The organism is Tessaracoccus sp. MC1679 (assembly GCF_014164775.1).
Taxonomy (GTDB): domain Bacteria; phylum Actinomycetota; class Actinomycetes; order Propionibacteriales; family Propionibacteriaceae; genus Arachnia.
Genome location: NZ_JACJGB010000003.1, coordinates 267680 through 287684, shown reverse-complemented (window position 1 = coordinate 287684; position 20005 = coordinate 267680). Strand labels below are relative to the sequence as shown.

The following is a 20005-nucleotide window of genomic DNA, read 5'->3' as shown; positions in this document are numbered from 1 at the left end:
GTCAGAGATCGATGTCTGGGTCCATGTTGTCCGCCGGGCCGCGATGCTTCTTCGGCGACGGAGACGCCTGGGCGCGCAGCTCTGCCTCCATCTTGCGTTCCTGCTCGGCATGCTCGAGGCGCTCGGCGATGCGACGGTCGCGGTCCGCGGCCTGCTCCACCTTGGCTTCTGTCTTCTTCTTCGTGGGGCCGAGCACCATCAGCATGTTGCGGCCGTCCTGCTTGGCGGAAGACTCCACGTAGCCGAATTCGGCCACATCAGCGGCGAGCCGCTTCAGGAGATCCATTCCGAGCTCGGGGCGGGACTGCTCGCGCCCCCGGAACATGATGGTGATCTTGACCTTGTCTCCGGCCTTGAGGAACCGGACGACGTGGCCCTTCTTCGTCTCGTAGTCGTGCGAATCGATCTTGAGCCGGAGCTTCATCTCCTTGGTGCTCACGTTCGACTGGTTCCGTCGGGCGTCGCGTTCCTTCTGCGCAGCCTCGAACTTGAACTTGCCGTAGTCCATCAGCTTGGCGACGGGCGGACGGGCCATCGGCGCCACTTCGACAAGATCCAGATCGTTCTCCGCCGCCAGACGCAAGGCGTCCTCGACGCGCACGATGCCTACCTGCTCGCCTTTGGGGCCGACGAGCCGGACTTCGGGTACTCGGATGCGATCATTGATCCGCGGTTCAGTGCTGATGGGTCCTCCAGTGAGAGATGGTGTGGGCACCGACGAAAAAGGCCTCCGCGCATGCGGAGGCCACGACGCCGACGCACGGTCCACGACCGTTCGCCTGGGGCGACCCGGCCACCAGGGCGGCTCGGGTGGGAGTGACCACTCCACTTGTGCGCGGCAGCAGAAGCCGCCGGATAACTCGCAGCAGTCTACGCCGCGGCCCCGAGAAACTCCAAAAGCACCCGGTCAGGCGGTTCTGGCCCAGGCGAAGTCTCCGTTATCGAGCTCCACAAGCGCGTTTCCGTCGGCCAGCGAGGCCAGCGTGTCGCCCTCGATCACGAATGGGACTGGCCCCGCCGCATCCAGCAGCAGCCGGGTGGCCCCCGCGGGGATCACCGTCGCGGCCAGCTCGTCGAGCAGGCAGAGCACCGGGCGGGCCTCGTTGTTCCAAGCGCGCAGGGAGTCGTAGCCGGTGAAGGCGACCAGGTAGGTGCCCGAGTCGTCGGTGAGCGTCACGGCCGCCATCTCGGCATGGCGGTCCGGATCCGGATGGTCGGTCTCATCCCCGGTCGCGATCACCGGGAGCAACAGCCGGCTGGAGCACAGTGCGACGAGGGCGCGAGCGTAGCCTGCCTGTTCCGTGGCACGCTCGATGGCGGATCGCACGACGGGGTCGGGCGCGCCGTCGTCGCCCGCAAAGCGGGCGCTGGGCTGCGCCAGGGATCTCAGCTCAGGCATGGTCCGAGCCTATCGCCCAAGACGCAAACAGGGCCGTGTGCCAGACTGGTGGGCATGCAACTGTCGCTGCTCCTCACCATCGGGTTGACCATCGTGATCCTCGCCATCGCCGCGGGCGTGACGGCGCGCTCACGCCGAGCGCGCCCCGCAGTGATGGGCCTCGGTTGGGCGCTCCTGCCGGTCGGTCTCTACCTGACAGGCCTGACCCAGGTGATCGTTGACGGCATCCGCGCGTTCATCGACTGGCTGATGGGCACGCCCTGGACTGTGATGACCAGCTGGGGCCTGGGCCTGTTCGTCGGCGGCGTGCTGTTGATCGTGATCGCGGCGTTCCTGCCGCGGACACGCAAGCCCGCTGCCCCGTCGGCGCCCCAGCAGCCGGCCGCGCAGGGCAAGCGCCCGCAGGTGGCCTCCCCCGCCCCGGCCGCCAAGCCGGCCGCGCAGGCGTCCAAGCCCGCGGCTCAGAAGGGCGTGGACCCCGAGGACGCTGAGATCGAGGCCCTGCTGCGCAAGCGCGGCATCATGTGACTCAGGCCGGATCCGGTGGGGAGCCGAGGTCGTCGAGGAGACTGGGATCCACGTCGCGGCTGGTTGCCCCGTGATCCACCAGCCAACGGCGAAGCTCCACGACCTTGCGCTGAGCGGCCTCGCCCTCGAGGAACTGGATGGCCAGGACCGGGCGGCGGCGGATCTCGTGCCCGCCCTTGATCAGCAGTGACGACCAGGCATCTCCCGGACGCAACCGGACTCCTGCTACCTCGTCGATCCGGTAGCGACGCAGGAACAGCCCGTTCCGGACGGTCACCCCATCCTCGTTGGCCCACAGGCGCGAATAGCCGATGGACAGCATGAGGCCCACCATGAGCAGCACGAAGAAGAGCAGCGTGCCTGCCTGCGGCCAGGTGACCCGGTCCCGGATCTCCTTGCCCAGCGCCCACCACCCGAACAGCGCTGAGGACATCAGGATGACCGACAGCACCACCCCGGTCATCAACGCCGGGGGGCTGGTGTAGGACAACCGCTCCGGAAGCGGCCGCTCGGTCACAGGCGACACGCCGCGAGCTCGGTCAGCAGGATGCCGCGAGCGCCGGCCTCGTAGAGGCGATCCATGAGCAGGTGTGCCCCTTCACGGGGGACGAGCACCCGCACGGCGCACCAGCCGTCCTTGGCAAGCGCCGACACTGTGGGTCCCTCAACACCAGGCGCCAGTGCGGTGGTGGCGGCCAGATCCTCCTGCGCCACGTTGTAGTCCATCATCAGGTAGTTCTGCGCAACGAGCACGGACGTGAGGCGCGTCTCGAGGCCGGCCACACCGGGGGGCAGCTTCCCGCCGGCCCGACGGATGAGAACGGCCTCCGACGTGCAGATCGAGTCCCCGAAGAGCTCGAGGCCGGCGCGCTTCAGCGTGGTGCCGGTGTCCACCACATCAGCCACCACGTCCGCGACCCCGAGCCGGATCGCCGACTCCACGGCGCCGTCGAGCTTGACCATCTCCGCGTGGATGCCGAGGTCGTCGAGGTAGACCTGCAGGAGACCCGGATAGGAGGTGGCCACCCGCTTGCCGTGAACGTCCGCGACAGTCATCGACGAGCCGCCGGGCGCCGCGAACCGGAAACGGGAACCGCCGAAGCCCAGCGCCATCATCTCGGTGGCAGCGGCCGCCGAATCCAGCAGCATGTCGCGGCCGGTGATGCCGACATCGAGATGCCCGCGGCCGATGTAGACAGCAATGTCGCGGGGGCGCAGGTAGTAGAACTCGACGCCGTGGTCCGCATCGATGAGGGTGAGGTCCTTGGCGTCGGTGCGCTGGCGGTAGCCGGCAGCGCGCAACATGGCGGCGGCCGGCTCGGCGAGGGCGCCCTTGTTGGGGACGGCGATGCGGAGGAGGCGGTCTGTGCTCACGTGGGTGCTTTCGTCAGAGATAGCGGTAGATGTCGTCGAGGTCCAGATCGAGCGCCAGCATCAGCACCTGGAGGTGGTAGAGCAGTTGGCTGATCTCCTCTGCGGCCTGTTCCTTCGACTCGTACTCGGCGGCCATCCATACCTCGGCGGCCTCCTCGACGATCTTCTTGCCGATGCCGTGGACCCCGGCCTCCAGCCGGGCCACCGTCCCCGACCCCTCGGGCCTGGTGCGGGCGGTCTCGGTCAGCTGGTCGAAGAGTTGATCGAAGGACTTCACGACGCGCAGCCTACCGCCTACAGCCGGATGCCCAGGAGGGCGTCGATGGCGGTGGTCATGTGGCCGACCGCGTCGGTGTCATCGCCTTCCACAGCGAGGCTGGCGGCCACCCACGTGTCCACCGCGCTGAGCGCCGTGGGGGTGTCCAGGTCCGAGCGGAGGGCGGTGCGCATCGCGTCGATGGTCTCCTGCGCCGGCAGGGCGGTGGCGTTGTTGAGGATGCCACGCCACCTCTGCAGGCGGGTCGTTGCCGAATCCAGCTGGTCGCGGGTCCAGTCCCAGTCCGTGCGGTAGTGGTGGTCGAGCAGCGCGAGGCGGATGGCCATCGGGTCCGCTCCGCCGTGGCGCAGCCGGCTGACCAGCTCGAGGTTGCCCTTCGACTTGCTCATCTTCTCTCCGTCGAGGCCCACCATGCCGGAGTGCACGAACGCCTCGGCCATCGGTTCTCGCGAGGCGGTGATCGATTCGGCCGCGCACATCTCGTGGTGAGGGAACACGAGGTCTGAGCCGCCGCCCTGCACGTCGAACGCGGGGCCGAGATAGCGCAGCGCGATGGCGGTGCACTCGATGTGCCAACCGGGGCGCCCGGCCCCCAGCGATGAGCTCCAGCTGGGTTCGTCGGGGCGTGCGAAGCGCCAGACGAGACAATCCAGCGGGTGCCGCTTCCCGGTACGGTCCGGGTCTCCCCCGTTGTCCCGGAAGACCTCGACCATGTTGGGCTCGTCGAGGTGACTGACTCCCCCGAATCCCTCAGCGGCCACTGTGTTGAAGTACCAGTCGGGGTGTTCGGCATCCTCGACCTGGTAGACCAGCCCGCTCGGCAGCAGCTGCTCGATCAGCTCGATCACGCATGAGATGGACTCCACCGCGCCGATGTAGTTGCCCGGGGGAATGACGCGAAGGTCCTGCATGTCGCTGCGGAACAGCTCGATCTGGTCCTCCGCCAGTTCCTCCCACTCCTGGCCGGTGGCGGCGGCGCGCTCGAGCAGCGGGTCGTCGACGTCGGTCACGTTCTGCGTGTAGTCGACGGTGCGTCCCAGGTCGCGCCAGACGCGGTTGACCAGGTCGAACGCCACGTAGGTGTTGGCGTGCCCGAGGTGGGTGGCGTCGTAGGGTGTGATGCCGCAGACGTACATCCGAGCAGTGCCCTCAGTAGGCCCCACTGGCACGAGCTTCCTGGTGGCGGTGTCATACAGGTTGAGCGACTCGGGGACGGTGCCCTCGGACTTCGGGAGACTGGGGACGGCGACGGGGGCCCACGCATACATGGCGCCCAACTTACCGCCTTGGTTGAGAGTTGGTTGAGTGCTAAAGCGGTGGCCAGGGGATGCCCGGCCAGCGCCCACCGGGCACTGGCATACTGCCGGAGGCCAGCAGCGCCTCGGCTCGTGCGACGAGCGCCTCCCACTCCTCGTCGGCCAGCCCGGGCGCGAGAGGGCCGGCCACGGCCGCGGCCCTGGCCACCAGGTCCAGCTCCTCAGGGCTGAGTGGATCCCCCGCCCACCCCCAGATCACCGTGCGGAGTTTCCCCTCCGCATGGAGGCTCACCCCGTGGTCCACACCGGCCAGCGAGCCGCCGCGGTCGATGAGGTGGCTGGCCTTCCTGTCGGCGTTGTTGAGGAGCGCGTCGAAGAGGGCTACCGCCCTCAGCCTGGGGTCGTTGCGGTGGGCCAGGACCACTGGTTGGTCGTCCTCGGTGACGGCACTGAAGATGGGCAGCCACGCCTCAGTCAGATCTTCGGGGCGGAGAAGGTCGATCAGGTCGGTCACCCCTCCCTCCACCCATTGCTGCGCGGATCCCTCCCCGAGGGGGCCGTCGACCCAGACGGTCAGGGGAATCAGGTCCACCGCCAACTCGTGGGACAGGGAGTAAGCGGCGACCTCGCGGCGACCGAGTGTGCCAGTCGGGAAGTCCCACAACGGGGCCTCCCCCGCAACAGGCTTGTACACCCAGCGGGTGTCCTGCCCGTCCACGGCGAGGAACGTGGCGTTGGAGGCGTCGACGAGCCGGCCCACCGGGCGCAGGTCACCCACCGGCCCGGTCATGTGAAGAGCGGTCCCCGATAGCCGTTGGAGCGGGGGCAGATGTGGCCCTCCGGGTCCACCGGTTGGCCGCAGGCAGGGCAGGCAGGACGCCCTGAGGCCACCACGAGCTCGGCCCGCGAGGCGAACTCCCGGGCCATGGAGGGGGTCAGCAGGACCTGCAGCAGCGAACTCTCGCCGGACTCGTCGGCCTCTTCGGAGAACAACTCCAGCACCAGCCTGCCGCGTTCCTGGTCCCAGGCCAGGCCGATCGCGGCCGCACGGAAGGCCACGGTCACCGGAGCATCAAGCGGGCCCATGTCCGCGGAACCGCTCGCCTCGGGGACGTCATGGCCCAGCTCGGCCAGCCTGTCGAGCACCTCCCCCACCCGCACGCCCAGAAGCCTTGCCTGCTGCTTCTCGAGTGCCACGGCCGCGAGTCGGCTGCCCTGCGCCACCTGAATGAGGAAAAGGCGATTGCCCGGCTGCCCGATGGTGCCCACGACGCAGCGGTCGGGTCTGTCGAACTCCATCAGCATGACCCCCAGCCTAGCCGCGGTGCGTTGGAGGGGGATCGACGTCGCCGCCGCCGACGACGGGGGCCGCGTGCGTGGCCAGGAGCCCCGCGAGGCTTCCGCCGACGTTGACGCACAGGACGGTGGGTCGCTGAGCGAGGTACTCCACCACGCTGACCCCGGCGGGACCCACGTGCACCCGCTGGAAGTCGTCGAGCTGCATGCCGAACGCGTGGGCGAGGATGGCCTTGATGGGGTCTCCGTGGGAGAAGACGACGACCGTGTCGGTATCCGGGTGGCGTTCGGCCAGCTCAGCGACGGCCTCGGTGGTCCGCGCGAACATCTCCATCATCGACTCACCCCCCGGGAACGACACGGCCGACGGTGTGGCCTGGATGTCCGCCCACAGCATCTCGTCCTTGAGCGCCGCCAGCTTCGCGCCGGTCCACACCCCGTAGTCGCACTCGCTCACGCCCTCGAGGATGGTCGCGTCTGGGAAACCCGCCAGCGCGGCCGTCTCGCGGCAGCGCTGGATGGGCGAAGTGTAGGCCGCCGCGATCCGGGCCTCCGACAGGAGTTCGCCGAGGGCGCGCGCCTGGCCGCGACCCACATCGTCGAGGGAGACTCCCGGCATCCGGCCCGCCAGCACCCCGTCCGCGTTGGCCGTGGATCGTGCGTGCCGGATCAGGACCACCTTCGTCATGGGCGCCAGCGTAGTCGGCGCTCAGACCCGCCCCGACGGTACAGTGGCGCCGGTGTTGACGAAGGGACTGTGACGTGGAGTGGTTCGAGGCGATCGTATTGGGCATCGTGCAGGGCCTCACAGAGTTCCTGCCCATCTCCTCCAGCGCCCACGTGTCGATCGTCGGTCAACTGCTGTTCGACGGCCGCGACCCAGGAGCTGCGTTCACGGCTGTCACCCAGCTCGGCACCGAGACAGCAGTGCTGGTCTACTTCCGCCACGACATCTGGCGGATCATCACGGCCTGGGTAGGCAGCCTGCGCGGCACCGTCGAGAAATCGGACCCCGACGCCCGCATGGGTTGGATGGTCATCCTCGGTTCGGTCCCGATCGTCGTCCTCGGACTGATCTTCCAGGACGCCATCGACACCTCGCTGCGCAACCTGTGGATCACGGTGGCGATGCTGGCCGGGGTGGCAATCTTCCTGGCCGTCGCGGACACGATGGGGACGCAGAACACCCGCGAACTTCGGCAGCTGACCTGGCGCGACGGGGTGCTGTTCGGCCTGTTCCAGGCCGCGGCCCTCATCCCGGGCGTGTCGCGATCGGGCGCCACGATTTCCGGCGGCTTGTTCATGGGCTACACGCGTGAGGCCGCCACCCGCTACGCCTTCCTCCTGGCCATTCCGGCGGTGTTCGGGTCCGGCCTGTACAAGCTGAAGGACATCGGTGGTGACCAGACCACGGCCTGGGGGCCGACCATCGCAGCCACTGTGCTGGCGTTCTTCATCGGGTACGCCGTCATCGCCTGGCTGCTTCGCTACATCTCGACGCACAACTTCCGCATCTTCGTGCTCTACCGCCTCATCCTGGCCGCAGTGGTCGCGGTGCTGATCCTCACCGGCGTCCTCTCCGCGTAGGGTCGGACCTCATGCAGCTCAGACCACTCGGCGCCTCAGGCCTCCACGTCTCCCGCCTCGGCCTCGGCACCATGGCCTGGGGCAGGGACGTGGAGTGGCCCGCGGCGCGTGACCTGCTGGCGGACTTCGTCGACGGCGGCGGCAATCTCGTCGACACCGCGCCGGCCTACGGCGCCGGGGTGGCCGAGAAGATGATCGGCAAGGCCCTGGCGTCTGGCCTGTCGCGCGATTCCCTGGTGATCGCCACCAAGGCCGGCTTCGTCATCCGCGACGGGCGGCGCATCATCGACACCTCCCGAGGCGCGCTGCTGAGCGACCTCGAGCAGTCATTGCGTCGGCTCCAGACCGATCACGTGGACCTCTGGCAGGTGCACGCCTGGGGGGAAGCGCCCCTCGACGAGACCCTCTCCGCCCTGGATTCCGCCGTGAGCAGGGGCATGGCGCGCTACGTCGGCGTGTCCAACTTCGTGGGCTGGCAGTCGGCGACGGCGGCCACCTGGCAGGAGGCGGATCGGGCGCGCACGCCGATCTCGAGCGTTCAGGTGGAGTATTCACTGCTGGCCCGGCGAGCCGAGGTGGAGGTGGTGGGTGCGGCCGAGCACCACAGGATGGGCGTGCTGGCGTGGTCCTCACTGGGCCGCGGCACGCTCACGGGGAAGTATCGCGGCGGGCGGCTGCCGCGAGACTCGCGTGCGGCATCCGACCACTTCGGGTGGTTCCTCGAGCCGTATCTCCAGCCGCGCTCGGCGGCCATCGTCGACGCCGTCGCGCACGCCGCGCAGGGGCTCGGCCTCACCGCCACCCAGGTTGCGCTGCTGTGGGTTCGCGACGCGCCCCAGGTGGCCTCGGCCCTCGTCGGCCCCCGCACGACGGATCAGCTGGCGGAGCTGTTGGATGCCGAGGACAAGGTGCTGGTCGCACCCATCGTGTCAGCCCTCGACGACATCTCCGGTGGGCCGAACGCCTACCGCTGAGGCCCGCTCAGGCGAGGTCGAAGGCGACATGGTGCACGCCCTCGGCGTCGATCTCCAAGGTGAGGATGCCCACGGCACCGGCCAGGTCCCCGGCGCCTGACCCGGGCACCAGTTCGTAGCGAACCTGCTGGTCACCGTCGCGCATCGAACCGAACTGCTGGAACGCCACGCTTCCGGTGCGCCCGCCGATGCGTCCCTCGAACACTTCAAGCGCCACGTAGCCGGCCGTGCCGTCTGCAGGGTTGCCGGCCGACAACATGATGCCCCTGCTGGCGCCCTCTGCCTCACCGGTCCACACCTTGGCGAACTCGAAGCGTCGGGTGCCGGGAAGCAGACCTTCCTCCGGCGTGATCTCGATCTCGAACGTTGCGTTGACGATCATGGTGGCGCCCTCCTCTCCCCCAGCCTAGGCGGAGTTGTGCAACCACGGCGGGCGCCTGCTAGAGTTCCTTGTCGCTCCCCCTTGGGGGATCACCACTCGTCCGGGTGGCGGAATAGGTAGACGCGCTAGCTTGAGGTGCTAGTGCCCGTAAAGGGCGTGGAGGTTCAAGTCCTCTCTCGGACACAACGATGTATGCAAATCCCCTCTGACAAGGACTTCGGTCCTTGTCGGAGCTGGACGCGCATGGACACAGATGGACCCGAGTGGGTGTTCATTCCCCACATATTCCCCACGACACGAGCTGCGTGGGGAACGCGTACCCCCAGACTGCCTCCCCCTGTCCCCCAGACGCACCCGTCGACCGTTACGAAGCGCGACGGGGGGTGCGCTCCATGGGTAGCCGACGGGTCAAGGCCAAGCGAGGCTTCGGCGAGATCTCCGTGCTTCCGAGCGGGCGGTACAGAGCCCGCTACACCGGTCCTGACACCAGACGGCACAGCGCCCCGGTCACCTTCGTCGCGAGGATCGACGCCGAGGGTTGGCTGGTCGAACAGGAACGGCTGATCAGCCGCGGAGAGTGGAAACCACCGGCTCGTCAGTTCGCGAGGCTCCCCTGCTCCTGGGAGCGTACGCGGCCACGGTCGTGGGGCGTCGACGGCTTCGGCCGGCGACGGTGGCGCTCTACGAAAAGCTGCTCCGCCTGGCCATCCTGCCAACGTGGGCCGGCAGGTCGCTCGGCGACGTCACGCCGACTGAGGTGGCCGCCTGGTACGCAGGGATGAATCACACCCCGACCCAACAGGCGAACGCCTACGGACTGTTCAAGTCCATCTTCAAGGAAGCGGTCGAGGATGGACTCCTTGACGACAATCCCTGCCGGGTGAAGGCAGGTGGGCAGAAGCAGCGGGCGCGCGAGATCGAGGTGCTCACTGTCGACCAACTCAACCGCTACCTGGCCGCAGTGCCAGAGGCGCGGCGAGTGCCACTGCTCCTGGCCGGATGGTGCGGGCTACGTTCCGGCGAGGTGCGCGGATTGCGGGTGCGTGATCTCGACCTGGACGCCGGGGTGGTCCACGTCCGCCAAGCCGTCGTCCGGCTCAAAGGGCAATTGCTCATCGGTCCACCAAAGACAAACGCCGGCGTCCGGTCGGTGGCCATTCCTCCCCACCTGCTTCCCGCCCTCAGGGTGTGGGCCGCCAAGCAGCCCACACGCAAGCGAGATGAGTTGCTGTTCCCCGCCGGCGACGGCCACTCGCCGCTCAACGACAGCGTCCGGCGCGAGGCGCACGACAAGGGCAAAGCGGCAATCGAGATGCCGGGACTCACGATCCACGGCCTGCGTCACACGAGCGCGACGCTGGCCGCGCAACTGGGAGCGACCCTCGCTGAACTTCAAGCCCGGATTGGGCACAGCACACCCAACATGGCCATGCGCTACCAACACGTGGCGGCTGAACGGGACGCTCAGCTCGCAGCCCGCATGTCGGCATTCGCGACCGGCGGGAGCCTTTGGACCTCACGCAGAGACGCTGCTCCGGCTGGGGCTCAATGAGGCTCGGAAGCAGGACCCCGGACAACGCGGTGTCGACAGCGGCGTCCGCCGCGTTGGTGCTCAACGCCCGACGTCGCCACGCCCCCGGGATGGGCGAGGTGGCCGATGGAATGTGCAGCTCAGCACACCCACACGATCAGCGAGCCACCGCGGCGGACACGAACGGAGCGCTTGTGGGTGCCGGTTCCGGGGTGACCAAGGGGGTGACGGAGACTGCCTCCCAGCGCTTCGGGTCGGTCTGGATGCGGATGTGGCCTTCGAGGGCATCGAGCGCGGTGTCGGTGATGGTCGGAGCTGGTTGCGTGGCCTGAAGGATGAGGCCGGCGGCGCCGATGACGCGCTGGCCGGTGCTGCGGAGGATGTCGGCAAGGTCGCGTTGCTCCGTCACGGCGTTGAGTGCCCAGCCCGCGACGTAGCTGAAGGTGTACTGGCTGGAGTCGAGGCCGTGGGCGCTGGTGACCATGTACGCGACCGATTCGGCTTCGACCTCAAGGGTCCCGCGACAGTCGCGGCTGCCCTGATCCTGGTGGAGGAGCACGTGCCCGGCTTCATGGGCGAGGGTCTTGACGGCCTGGGCGTCGTCGACGTCGTCGCGGACCATGACGAGGCGCTGGCCGAAGTCGGTGTAGCCGTTGGCGCCGCCAAGGTCTGCGCCGCGACGCACGTCGAATCCTCGCTCTTCGAGGAGGCTCTGGAGGCGGTCCCACAGCCCATCTGGGGCTTGCCCGGTGAGGAGGGCAGCCTCGCCGATCTTGGGGTCGGGCAACGGAGGCCCGTCGGTCTGCCGGATGTCGAACACCGTGACTGGTTTGGTCGCGACCACGTGGGCCCGGTGCACGACGCGGCCCTGGTCGTCGCGCACGGGCTGGCCAGCGTCATCGAGGCGGGGTTCGCGGCGGGTGATCGGGGCGAGGACCTTGATGCCGGTCTCGCCGCGGCGCACCTGGCGTCCCATGGCCTTGAACGCTTGGTAGCCGGCGACGTGGGTGGCCTGCGGGTCCTGAAGCATGATCAGGAGGGAATTCCCGAACGAGTAGCGGTGGAACTGGCTGGAGAACTTCAGCCAGGCTCGCCAAGCCTGCGGGTCGTTGAGGGCGAGGACGCCATCGCTCAGCTGGGTGTGCAGCTTGTCCAGCGTGGCCTGTCGCGCCTCTGCGGCTGCTGCTCGGTCGGCGTCATTGACCGGCCTCCGGTAGCCAGCCATCAGTCGCGGCCTTCTCGGAGGGCGGCGACGCGGTCGAGGATCTCCTCGATCGCCTCCGTCGGGGCGCCGGAGTCGGCAAGCTCCTTGGCCTTGATGAGGAGGTCCTCGACGATGAGCGGCACGTCGGGAAGGGGGAGTCTTGGTTCGCTCACGGGCGGAACTACGTGGTCCTGGCCGGGGAGCTGTAAGGCTGCTGGCCCTTTTGGATCAGGGTTCATGATGGCCTCCTGTCGGGCGGGAGAACCCGTCATGCGCCATAACGGATGCCCACTCGTCCCCGTGGGCAGGTAGCGCTCCGATTAGGGGAAATCGCTGCAAGCGGCCGCTTCCGTCGCTGATGCGCGCCGTCACCCAACTGATCAAGACCGCCAGTGAACAGCTGATCAGTCCGGGCTCCTACGGAAACCGACCCGAGAGATCCAGGTCGACGCTCTGACGCCACGAAACGCTGGCGGTCCCACACGCTAGAACGTGTTGAACTGAGCTGCGACTGCAGCGACTCCTACGCTTAGCTCATGGCTTCTCCCGGCACCGTTCTCGATATCTTCGAGGGCGCACTCGATAAGACTCCCAGCAGGATCGCAGCACGAGGACGGAAGCTCGATGCTGCCGATCTGGCCGCTGTGATGGCAGCCCGGACGACCACGCAGGAGACGCAGCACAGTCGACCCGATCTCGCGCAACAGATCTGGCCGCTCGTGAGTCACCACACCTACGGGGACCGGGCACTGTTCGGGAGCCAGCGTCACGACATTCTTCCGAGAGCCCTGACGCTGCTTGTGCTCCACGACGGTCTGGTAGTGGCCGACCGACCGGGCCTCACTGACGAGGTCGTCGCCGCCTGCGAGAGCGTGGTCGCCATCACCCAGTACGGCTCGACCCGCTCGATGAACGCCGGCGCCGCTGCTGCGATCGCGATGTACCACTGGCGCTGCAGCACGCCGGGGGTAAGCCCTAGTCCTGCCTCCTCCTTCGTCGCGACGGGCTGAACCCAAGCCCTCGGGGGGGTGCGACCAAGGTACGAGGGGCGAACGGACCCGCCGCCCGAAGTGCAGCTGGGGACGCGCTGGACACAGGAGCCGTCCTGGGAACAGTCCGCTGCCTTTTTGCTACAGAACGTGGTTCATCACTCATCCAGTGCGGTGCCCCTCGAGGTAGCGCAGCACCGCGAGCACCCGACGATGGTCCTGCGTCGTCGCCGTGGTCAGGCCCAGCTTGCCGAGGATTCGAGCGATATGGGTCTCGACCGTGCGCTCGGCAATGACCATGCGGGCGGCGATCCCCGTGTTCGTCAACCCCTCGGCCATCAGGGCCAGCACCTCGTGTTCGCGCGGGGTGAGCGAGGCCAGACCCGGGCTGCCGCCGACCATGAGCCGAGCCACCACCTCAGGGTCGAGCGCCGACCCACCGTGGGCGACCCGTTCGAGGGCGTCGAGGAACTGGGTGACGTCGAGGACCCGGTCCTTGAGCATGTACCCGAAGTGGCCGCCGGCCACCAGGACGACCGACAGCCGAGACTCCACGTGTTGCGACAGCAGCAGCACCCCGGTCTCCGGTCGCTCCAACCGAACCCGCGCCGCGACCCGGGCGCCGTCGTCGGCGTGGTCGGGCGGCATCCGGACGTCGAGGATCGCGACATCGGGGCCGTGCTCGAGCACCGCGGCCAACGCACTCGGGGCGTCGGAGGCTTCCGCGACGACGTCGTGGCCCACCTCGGTGAGCAGCGACCTCAGCCCGGCACGAAACAGCGCCGAGTCCTCGCCGATCACGATGCGCACGGGATGACCGCCTCGAGCGAGGTGCCGCCACGCGGCTCGGAGGACACGGTCAGCCGGCCGCCCAGGGCGTTGACCCGATCGCTGAGCATCGCCAGCCCTGAGCCGGGTGTGAGGCGTGCCCCACCGAGCCCGTCGTCGCGCACGGCGACGTGGACGATAGATTCCTCGTGCCGCACGTGGACGGCTACGCGAGACGCGGTGGCGTGCTTGACGGCGTTGGCGACGCCTTCGCTCGCGACGTAGTAGGCGGTGAGGCTGACGTGGTCGGGCAGTTCGTCGGCCGAGCACGTGATGTCGAGGGGCAGGGCGCAGGAACGGGTCAAGCTCTCCAGGGCCGGAGCCAGCCCGTCGTCCAGACAGCTCGGACGCAACCCGTGGGCGATCTGGCGCAGTTCGGCCACGGCCAGTGCCAGCTCGCCCACCGCCCCGTCGACCAAGGCGTCGAGGTCCGGGGCGTCACCACCGTCTGCCCGGTGCTGGGCCACCCGCAGACGCATGCCGAGGGAGATGAGCCTCTGCTGGGCGCCGTCGTGCAAGTCCATCTCGAGACGGCGCCGCTCCTCGTACCCGGCGCTGAGCAGGCGCCGACGACTGGCCTCGACCGCCGACAGCGCCTCGGACAGCTCGCCACGAAGGCGCACCGACTCGGCGAGGAGGCCGGCCTCACGGGCGACCTCTTCCGGGATGCCGGCGGCCCCGTCCCCGGGTCGGATCACCCCGACGACGTTGCGGGCCAGCGTGATCAGAATGCTGCCCTCGGCGGGCACGGGCCGTTGGTCGACGTCGACGAAATCCGTGCTGCCAGGGCGCTGGTAACCGACCCGCAGGCCGGGATCGCGCAGCCCCTGGCGCAGCACCTCCTCGAGCCGCTCGGGTTGGTCCGCGCCCGCGTGAACGCCCGCCACGAGCGACCGGACCGCCGCGACCCCGCGCTCGCGCCGCGGGTGCAGGCGGCGGCCGAGCACCCGCAACAGGATGGACCGGGCCGGAAGCAGCGCAATCATGACGATGACCGTCGAGATCACTGCTGGGGTTGCCGAGTCGCCGCCCAGCGCGCGCCCGATCACCGCCGACAGCACGCCATACGACGCCACCACCCCGAAGGCGAGGGTCGAGTACGCTGCCGTGGCCACGAGCGCCCTGTCGACGTCGTAGAGGTCGTGGCGCAGCATGGCGATGAGCGTGGCCGTCGGGATGGCGACGTTCATCGCGACGAGGCCACCGAGGGCGAAGATCGGGGTGCCGGTGAGCAGGTAGCCGGCCCAACAGAGCAGGATCGTGGCCGGGACGCTCAGGCAGGAGAGGAACATCCAGCGCAGTTGCGATCGCTGGAGGTCGGTGCCCGCCGCCCGGTACCGCCGCCGGGTCGACAGGGCCGCGGCGACCAGAGCGGCGTAGAACGCGATGAGCACCGGAATGCTGGCGTAGCCGATCCAGTGGGTGCCGAACGGTCGGGGCCAGTCGGGCAGGGGAGGTGTCAGGGGCCCGGGGGCGATCGCGAGCAGAAGGTTGAACGCGACGACGAGGGTGGGCAGAGCGATGGCGGTGCGCCGCCCCCAGGTGTCGGCCGGACGGCCGTCGGGGAACAGGAGCAGCACCATCGCGAAGGGGAGGAACCACCCCATCCAGATGCCCTGGGTGAGGTTCAGGAGCTCCGCGCTGGCTGCGAGGCCGCTCGGCGCGTCGGCCAGCGCCTCGGCCCAGGTGCCGTGGGCCATCTGCAGGATGATGTTGGCCCCTGCTGCGGTCAACCAGGGCCCCACCCAGTTCGACGGATCGTGACGTGTCACGAGGTGACCGGCGGTGAACGGAATGGCCGAGCAGAGGATCGACCCGCCGACGACCCACGCGTCGGCCGGGTAGCCCTTGTCACGAACGGCGAGGAACGCCAGCACGAGCAGCGCCGCGGAGACGGCCCAGAGCCCGTACGTCACGCGCCGCGGCCAGGTCATGACTCAGGCTATACCGCCGAGGAGTGCCACGCCATCCGTGCCACCACGCACCCACCACCACACAGGTGAGGTGCAGTGGCTCCTCGGACGACGCGGGGTTGCTCTCGGCGCGACAGTGGGACGACATCACACCCCACCTCAGGAGGACAGCGGCCATGAGCGCCATCGAGCACCCCACCCAACCCATCGACGACGCGACGTCGACAGCCGTGCCGACCACCTCGGATGCCGCACCCCGCGACCTGCGCCGGACCTGGCGACGCCTCGCCGCGGCATCCCTGATCCTTGGCCCCCTCGGCGTGACCCTGATCCGGGCCGTCATGCCGTACTGGACGAACGATTCGACGGCCGAGATGGTCGCCGGGATGGCGGCGGCACCGGGCCGCGCAGCCGCCATGACCTGGCTCGGTCTCGCCACCACCCCGTTCCTCCTGCTGAGCGCCCTGGCGATGGGATTCGCCGCCCGGCGCCGGGCCCCGGTCATCGCGACGTGGGGAGCGGTCGTGCTCTTCGGCGCCTACGCCCTCGGCAGCGCCGTCAGTGCGCCCGACATCCTCGTCGAGGCGTTCGTGGCGAGGGGCGACGACCCGGCATCCATAGCGGCGGACGCCGCGCTGATGATGGACGCCCCCGCCATGCTGACCGGCGCCCTCACCTTCGTCGTGGGCCACCTCATCGGCATGGTGCTCGTCGCCATCGCGGTGGTCCGAGCCCGCGTCGTCGCCTGGTGGGTGGGTGCCCTCATCGCCGTGGCGCAGCCGATCCACGTGGTCTCGGCCGTCATCGTGCCCAACCGGATGCTCGACGTCGCCTTCGGCTGGGGAGCGACCACGCTCGGGTACGCGCTCGTCGCCTGGGCCGTGCTGCGCACGAGCGACGACGAATGGGACCTGCCGCCTGTCAAGCGCTGACCTTGGAGGTGGGGTATCACGCAGGCCGCGCCCATCCTCGACCGGCGCGCCTGGCACGTCGGGCTGGACATGGTGACCCGTGGTGCCGCGGGTAGGATCGCGCCATGACCCAGCGCCCGCCCACGCGCTCGCGCCCGAGGCGTCCCGCGGGTGGTCGCCCCCGCCCCGCGAGGCGCTCGACTACCCGGTCTTCTTCAATCCCGAGCCGGCGGTGGCCCGGTACCAGCAGTTCCGCAGCGCCATCAAGGGCCGCATCTTCGGGATCGTGTTGTCGCTGGTCATCTGGGCCGTCATCGGTTGGTTCAACCGCGACAACCTCGACACCCTGTTCTGGACGATCTTTTGCATCAGCCTTGCCATCTCCAGCGCGCTGCTGGTGCGCACCATCGTGCAGTCGGTGCTCGCGAAGCGTGCGATCGGCCGCTTGCACGAGGGACTGGCCCTCGGCATCGGCCGGGGCGGGCTCTACCTCGACGACTACCTGGCCTGGGAGGACGTCGACCACCTCGTCGCCGTCCCCAGGCGGGTCGCGCGGGTCGGGGCGCCTCGTCGTGGTCGCGACCAACGGCGCCTGGCGAGAGGTGCCCGTCGACTGGCTCAGCCACACCCCGTCCGCGGTCGACAACGCCGTGCGTGCGAGTCTGTCAAGACTCCCGCTCCTGTGAGCCCCCACCGACCAACAGCTGATCCCTTGCGTTCCGACGCGGGAAGATGGACGCATGGACGCCCTGCACACCACCGCCACCCCCCGCACCTGGCGGCGGGTGGCGCTGGCGATGCTGGCCGCGGGTTGGGGCGCCAACCAGTTCGCGCCGATGCTGCTGGTCTACCGCGACGAGCGAGGGCTGTCCGAGCAACTGGTGACGGGCATGTTCGCCGCGTACGTCGGGGGCCTCGTGCCCGCCCTGCTCGCCGCTGCGTGGATGTCGCAGCACCAGGGCAAGCGCCTGATGGTGCGGATCTCCTCGGTGCTGATGCTGCTGGGCAGCGCCCTGTTGCTGCTCGGCGCCGACTCCCCCGGGCTGCTGTTCGCCGGGCGCATCGCGTCCGGGATCGGGGTCGGCTTCGTCATGGCGCCCGGCACGGCATGGGTGAAAGAGTTGTCCGCGGGCCTGCCGCTGGGCACCGGCGCCCGCCGCTCCACGGTGGCCTTGACGGCCGGGTTCGCGATCGGACCCATGGCGGCGGGCGTGCTCGCGCAGTGGTTCCCGGCCCCGCTGCAGGCCACCTACGCGGTGCACCTGATCGTCCAGGCCATCGCCGCGGCCATCGTCTGGAACGCGCCCGAGCTCGACACCTCCGACCAGCCCACGCCGACGATCGCAACCGCAGCGCGGCACTTGATGCACGGCTGGTTCTGGAAGCTGATCGTGCCGACGGCGCCGTGGGTGTTCGGGGCCGCGACTGTCGCGTTCGCCGTCACGCCGGCTCTCGTCGGCCCTGTCCCCGGCCTCCCGCGGGTCGCCGCCGCGGGCCTGACCGCAGGACTCACCCTCGGCACGAGCGTGCTGGTGCAGCCGTCGGTCCGACGCTACGCCCAGCACGACCCGGGCCGGACGCCACCGCTGGGCATGGCCGTGCTGACCCTCGGCATGATGATCGCGACAGCAGCCGCGGTGTTCCCCCACCCGCTCTGGCTGGCGCCCGCCGCGGTCGTCCTCGGGGCCGCGCACGGTCTCCTGATGGTCGGCAGCATCACGATCGTCGAGCACCACACACCGCCGCCCCTGATGGCCCCCACGACGGCCGTCGTTTACAGCCTCACCTATATCGGCTTCCTCGCGCCCTACGCGGTCAGCACCGCGTCGCTGTTCATCCCCGCATGGACGTTCCTGGCCGCGGGCGTCGGCATCGCGGTCCTGACGACGGCCTGGCTCTGGTTCGAGCGCAAGGACGCCTGAAGCGCGTCTCAGGGTATGACCGCGGTCAGCACGGGCGTCGTCACACCGCCCGCCCGAACCGAGTACAGATAGGGAGTGGCGCGCATGAGGCCGGCGTCGGTGAATGTCGGGTTGGTCGACGTCGCGATCTGAATCCCCGACCGCAGGATCTGGTACTCGACTCCAGTGCTTCCGTCCCATGCGATTGTCACCGTGTTCGGTGTTGTGCCGACCAGTCGAAGATTACCGGGCGCGCTCCCCGTCGGAGGGGGTGTCGCCGGGGCAGTGTTCGTGGCCGTGGGGGTGGGAGTCGTCCCAGGCAACGAGGCCAGGGTCGCGGTGAGAACAGGAGTGGTGACGCCGCCTGCACGCACCGAGTACAGGTAGGGGGTGTTGGGCAGCAGTCCGATGTCGGTGAACGTGCGCCCCGTGACGCTGGCAATTCGTTCGCCCGAACGCAGGATGTCGTAGCTGACCGCGGGGCCGTCCCACCCCAGAGTGATGCTGCTGCCCGTCGTGCCCATGACCCGCAGGTTGGACGGGCCGCTGCTCGACGGGGTGCTGGAGGACGGCGTCGGCGAGCTCGTGACGGACGGCGTGGCGCTGGGCGGCGGGGGCGTGATGGTGGGCTGAGCGCTGGGAGTGGCGCTCGGCTCGCTCTCGCCACTGGCGTACTTGACCTCGACGTAGTCCACCACCATCGGAACGCCTGGTTTGGTGGTCGCCAGTGGGCCGGCTTCGCCGGGGTTCAGCTTGTTGGGGAATGCCCCACCCATCGCGACATTCAGAATGATGAAGTACCCGGCATGCTGGGAGATCTCAGTCCAGATCGTCGGAGTGACGTCGGTCTCAGTCACCGAGAAGGTTTGCTCACCGTCGAGGTACCAACGCAGCTGGTCCACCGCGCCGGAGGTGTCCCATTCGAACCCGTAGGTGTGGAAGCCCGCCTGGCACGTGGTGACCAGGCATGGAGCCCCGTTGTTGAACGCATCGCCGTTGTTGATGCCCTCGGGCTCGTTGCAGGGGGCCTTGCCCCATTCCCCGCAGTGCAGCACGTTGTAGGTCCAGTTCAGGCCCTGCACGTTCTCCATGATGTCGACCTCGCCGATGCTCGGCCATGACCATCTGTCGGCACGGTACGGTGCGCCGAGCATCCAGAACGCCGGCCAGTAGCCCCTGGCTTCCAGCCCCGTGACGTTCGGCATCTGCAGACGACTCTCCACGTGCATCACACCGTTGGTGGGCGGTTTGAAGTTCGCGCGCACTGATTCGACCCTCGCCGAAGTCCAGGCACCGGCCGTGTCGCGCTGCGGCGTGATGTACAGGTTGCCGTTGCGCACGTCGACGTTGCTGGGATGGTCGGTCATCGTCTGGATCTCACCGGTGCCGAAGTTCTCCGGTCCACCCGGGTAGGACGTGCCCAGGGTCAGCTGCCAATCGGTGGGATTCGGGAGGCCACTACCGCTGAAGTCATCCCGGAATGTAACCTGCCAGGTGGGCGAGGCGACCGCCGACGGGGTGAACGCCACGAAGCCGAGGCTGGCGGCAACAAGGGCGATACTCATGATGAGGGCGAGCGGTGCGAGTGTTGCGGACCGTCGAGGCATCGGGTGACCTTTCGCGTCGGGGTAAGGCTGCATACCGGCCCACATCCT

General features: G+C 69.0%; 23 protein-coding genes and 1 tRNA gene. 8 read left to right on the top strand and 16 right to left on the bottom strand.

Translation table 11 applies throughout. The features are described from left to right. Window position 1 precedes the first annotated feature (1 nt). Entirely contained in the window at window positions 2-715 is a 714-nt protein-coding gene (gene infC, locus H5398_RS06685) for a translation initiation factor IF-3 (protein WP_370586077.1), read from the bottom strand. A 192-nt stretch (window positions 716-907) separates the two neighbouring features. Beyond that, window positions 908-1399 carry an SseB family protein gene (locus H5398_RS06680; RefSeq protein ID WP_182799463.1) on the bottom strand — a complete coding sequence of 164 codons (492 nt, stop codon included), beginning with the start codon at window positions 1397-1399 and terminating at the stop codon, window positions 908-910. A 54-nt stretch (window positions 1400-1453) separates the two neighbouring features. Here H5398_RS06680 and H5398_RS06675 point away from each other — a divergent pair, with 54 nt between their 5' ends. Further along, window positions 1454-1927 (top strand): hypothetical protein, encoded by a 474-nt coding sequence (locus H5398_RS06675; RefSeq protein WP_182783866.1) that lies wholly within the window; start codon window positions 1454-1456, stop codon window positions 1925-1927. A gap of 1 nt (window position 1928) precedes the next feature. Here H5398_RS06675 and H5398_RS17740 read toward each other — a convergent pair whose 3' ends face one another. From H5398_RS17740 to H5398_RS06640, 7 genes are read right to left on the bottom strand one after another with little or no spacing between them, the layout of a single operon-like run. Beyond that, window positions 1929-2444 carry a PH domain-containing protein gene (locus tag H5398_RS17740; protein WP_182783864.1) on the bottom strand — a complete coding sequence of 172 codons (516 nt, stop codon included), beginning with the start codon at window positions 2442-2444 and terminating at the stop codon, window positions 1929-1931. Beyond that, complete coding sequence (gene hisG, locus H5398_RS06665) at window positions 2441-3301, bottom strand: ATP phosphoribosyltransferase (RefSeq protein ID WP_182799462.1); 861 nt, start codon at window positions 3299-3301, stop codon at window positions 2441-2443. The genes H5398_RS17740 and hisG overlap by 4 nt, the downstream gene beginning before the upstream one ends. A gap of 13 nt (window positions 3302-3314) precedes the next feature. Beyond that, window positions 3315-3578, bottom strand: a complete 264-nt coding sequence (locus H5398_RS06660; protein ID WP_182799461.1) for a phosphoribosyl-ATP diphosphatase — start codon at window positions 3576-3578, stop codon at window positions 3315-3317. 17 nt (window positions 3579-3595) lie between these two features. After that, complete coding sequence (gene mshC / locus H5398_RS06655; protein WP_182799564.1) at window positions 3596-4846, bottom strand: cysteine--1-D-myo-inosityl 2-amino-2-deoxy-alpha-D-glucopyranoside ligase; 1251 nt, start codon at window positions 4844-4846, stop codon at window positions 3596-3598. A 40-nt stretch (window positions 4847-4886) separates the two neighbouring features. Further along, window positions 4887-5624, bottom strand: coding sequence for an SCO1664 family protein (locus H5398_RS06650; RefSeq protein WP_182799460.1), 738 nt, complete (start codon window positions 5622-5624; stop codon window positions 4887-4889). Continuing rightward, a complete protein-coding gene (locus tag H5398_RS06645) occupies window positions 5621-6139 on the bottom strand; it encodes a DUF3090 domain-containing protein (RefSeq protein ID WP_182783855.1) in 519 nt (172 codons plus the stop codon). Before H5398_RS06645 ends, H5398_RS06650 begins: the two co-directional genes overlap by 4 nt. A 10-nt stretch (window positions 6140-6149) precedes the next feature. Further along, entirely contained in the window at window positions 6150-6818 is a 669-nt protein-coding gene (locus tag H5398_RS06640) for an MSMEG_4193 family putative phosphomutase (protein ID WP_182799459.1), read from the bottom strand. A 74-nt stretch (window positions 6819-6892) separates the two neighbouring features. Between H5398_RS06640 and H5398_RS06635 the strand changes: the two genes are divergently transcribed. Together H5398_RS06635 and H5398_RS06630 are read left to right on the top strand one after the other, a co-directional pair. Further along, window positions 6893-7717 (top strand): undecaprenyl-diphosphate phosphatase, encoded by an 825-nt coding sequence (locus tag H5398_RS06635; protein ID WP_182799458.1) that lies wholly within the window; start codon window positions 6893-6895, stop codon window positions 7715-7717. 11 nt (window positions 7718-7728) lie between these two features. Continuing rightward, a complete protein-coding gene (locus H5398_RS06630; RefSeq protein WP_182799457.1) occupies window positions 7729-8691 on the top strand; it encodes an aldo/keto reductase in 963 nt (320 codons plus the stop codon). 7 nt (window positions 8692-8698) lie between these two features. On the opposite strand, the gene H5398_RS06625 is transcribed toward H5398_RS06630, so the two are convergent. Further along, window positions 8699-9073 (bottom strand): DUF3224 domain-containing protein, encoded by a 375-nt coding sequence (locus H5398_RS06625; RefSeq protein WP_182799456.1) that lies wholly within the window; start codon window positions 9071-9073, stop codon window positions 8699-8701. Window positions 9074-9171: 98 nt separating this feature from the next. Between H5398_RS06625 and H5398_RS06620 the strand changes: the two genes are divergently transcribed. Then, window positions 9172-9256 (top strand) — tRNA-Leu (locus tag H5398_RS06620). Window positions 9257-9746: 490 nt separating this feature from the next. Further along, window positions 9747-10625, top strand: a complete 879-nt coding sequence (locus H5398_RS06615) for a site-specific integrase (protein WP_182799455.1) — start codon at window positions 9747-9749, stop codon at window positions 10623-10625. A gap of 136 nt (window positions 10626-10761) precedes the next feature. Here the strand turns inward: H5398_RS06615 and H5398_RS06610 are convergent, their stop codons facing one another. Next, a complete protein-coding gene (locus H5398_RS06610) occupies window positions 10762-11829 on the bottom strand; it encodes an ArdC-like ssDNA-binding domain-containing protein (protein ID WP_182799454.1) in 1068 nt (355 codons plus the stop codon). Then, a complete protein-coding gene (locus H5398_RS06605; protein ID WP_182799453.1) occupies window positions 11829-11981 on the bottom strand; it encodes a hypothetical protein in 153 nt (50 codons plus the stop codon). Before H5398_RS06605 ends, H5398_RS06610 begins: the two co-directional genes overlap by 1 nt. A 363-nt stretch (window positions 11982-12344) precedes the next feature. On the opposite strand from H5398_RS06605, the gene H5398_RS17735 reads away from it, so the two are divergent. Beyond that, window positions 12345-12818 carry a hypothetical protein gene (locus H5398_RS17735; RefSeq protein ID WP_370586076.1) on the top strand — a complete coding sequence of 158 codons (474 nt, stop codon included), beginning with the start codon at window positions 12345-12347 and terminating at the stop codon, window positions 12816-12818. A gap of 141 nt (window positions 12819-12959) precedes the next feature. On the opposite strand, the gene H5398_RS17260 is transcribed toward H5398_RS17735, so the two are convergent. Next, window positions 12960-13607: a response regulator transcription factor gene (locus H5398_RS17260; RefSeq protein WP_182799452.1), complete on the bottom strand. Its 648-nt coding sequence runs from the start codon at window positions 13605-13607 to the stop codon at window positions 12960-12962. Next, window positions 13595-15559 carry a histidine kinase gene (locus H5398_RS17255; protein ID WP_182799451.1) on the bottom strand — a complete coding sequence of 655 codons (1965 nt, stop codon included), beginning with the start codon at window positions 15557-15559 and terminating at the stop codon, window positions 13595-13597. Before H5398_RS17255 ends, H5398_RS17260 begins: the two co-directional genes overlap by 13 nt. A gap of 155 nt (window positions 15560-15714) precedes the next feature. Here H5398_RS17255 and H5398_RS06585 point away from each other — a divergent pair, with 155 nt between their 5' ends. Next, window positions 15715-16470, top strand: coding sequence for a hypothetical protein (locus H5398_RS06585; protein WP_182799450.1), 756 nt, complete (start codon window positions 15715-15717; stop codon window positions 16468-16470). 180 nt (window positions 16471-16650) lie between these two features. On the opposite strand, the gene H5398_RS06580 is transcribed toward H5398_RS06585, so the two are convergent. Beyond that, window positions 16651-16857 carry a hypothetical protein gene (locus H5398_RS06580; protein ID WP_182799449.1) on the bottom strand — a complete coding sequence of 69 codons (207 nt, stop codon included), beginning with the start codon at window positions 16855-16857 and terminating at the stop codon, window positions 16651-16653. Window positions 16858-17189: 332 nt separating this feature from the next. Between H5398_RS06580 and H5398_RS06575 the strand changes: the two genes are divergently transcribed. After that, window positions 17190-18371, top strand: coding sequence for an MFS transporter (locus tag H5398_RS06575; protein ID WP_182799448.1), 1182 nt, complete (start codon window positions 17190-17192; stop codon window positions 18369-18371). 8 nt (window positions 18372-18379) lie between these two features. On the opposite strand, the gene H5398_RS06570 is transcribed toward H5398_RS06575, so the two are convergent. Continuing rightward, window positions 18380-19915, bottom strand: coding sequence for a family 16 glycosylhydrolase (locus H5398_RS06570; RefSeq protein WP_182799447.1), 1536 nt, complete (start codon window positions 19913-19915; stop codon window positions 18380-18382). Between the last annotated feature and the right edge of the window lie 90 nt (window positions 19916-20005).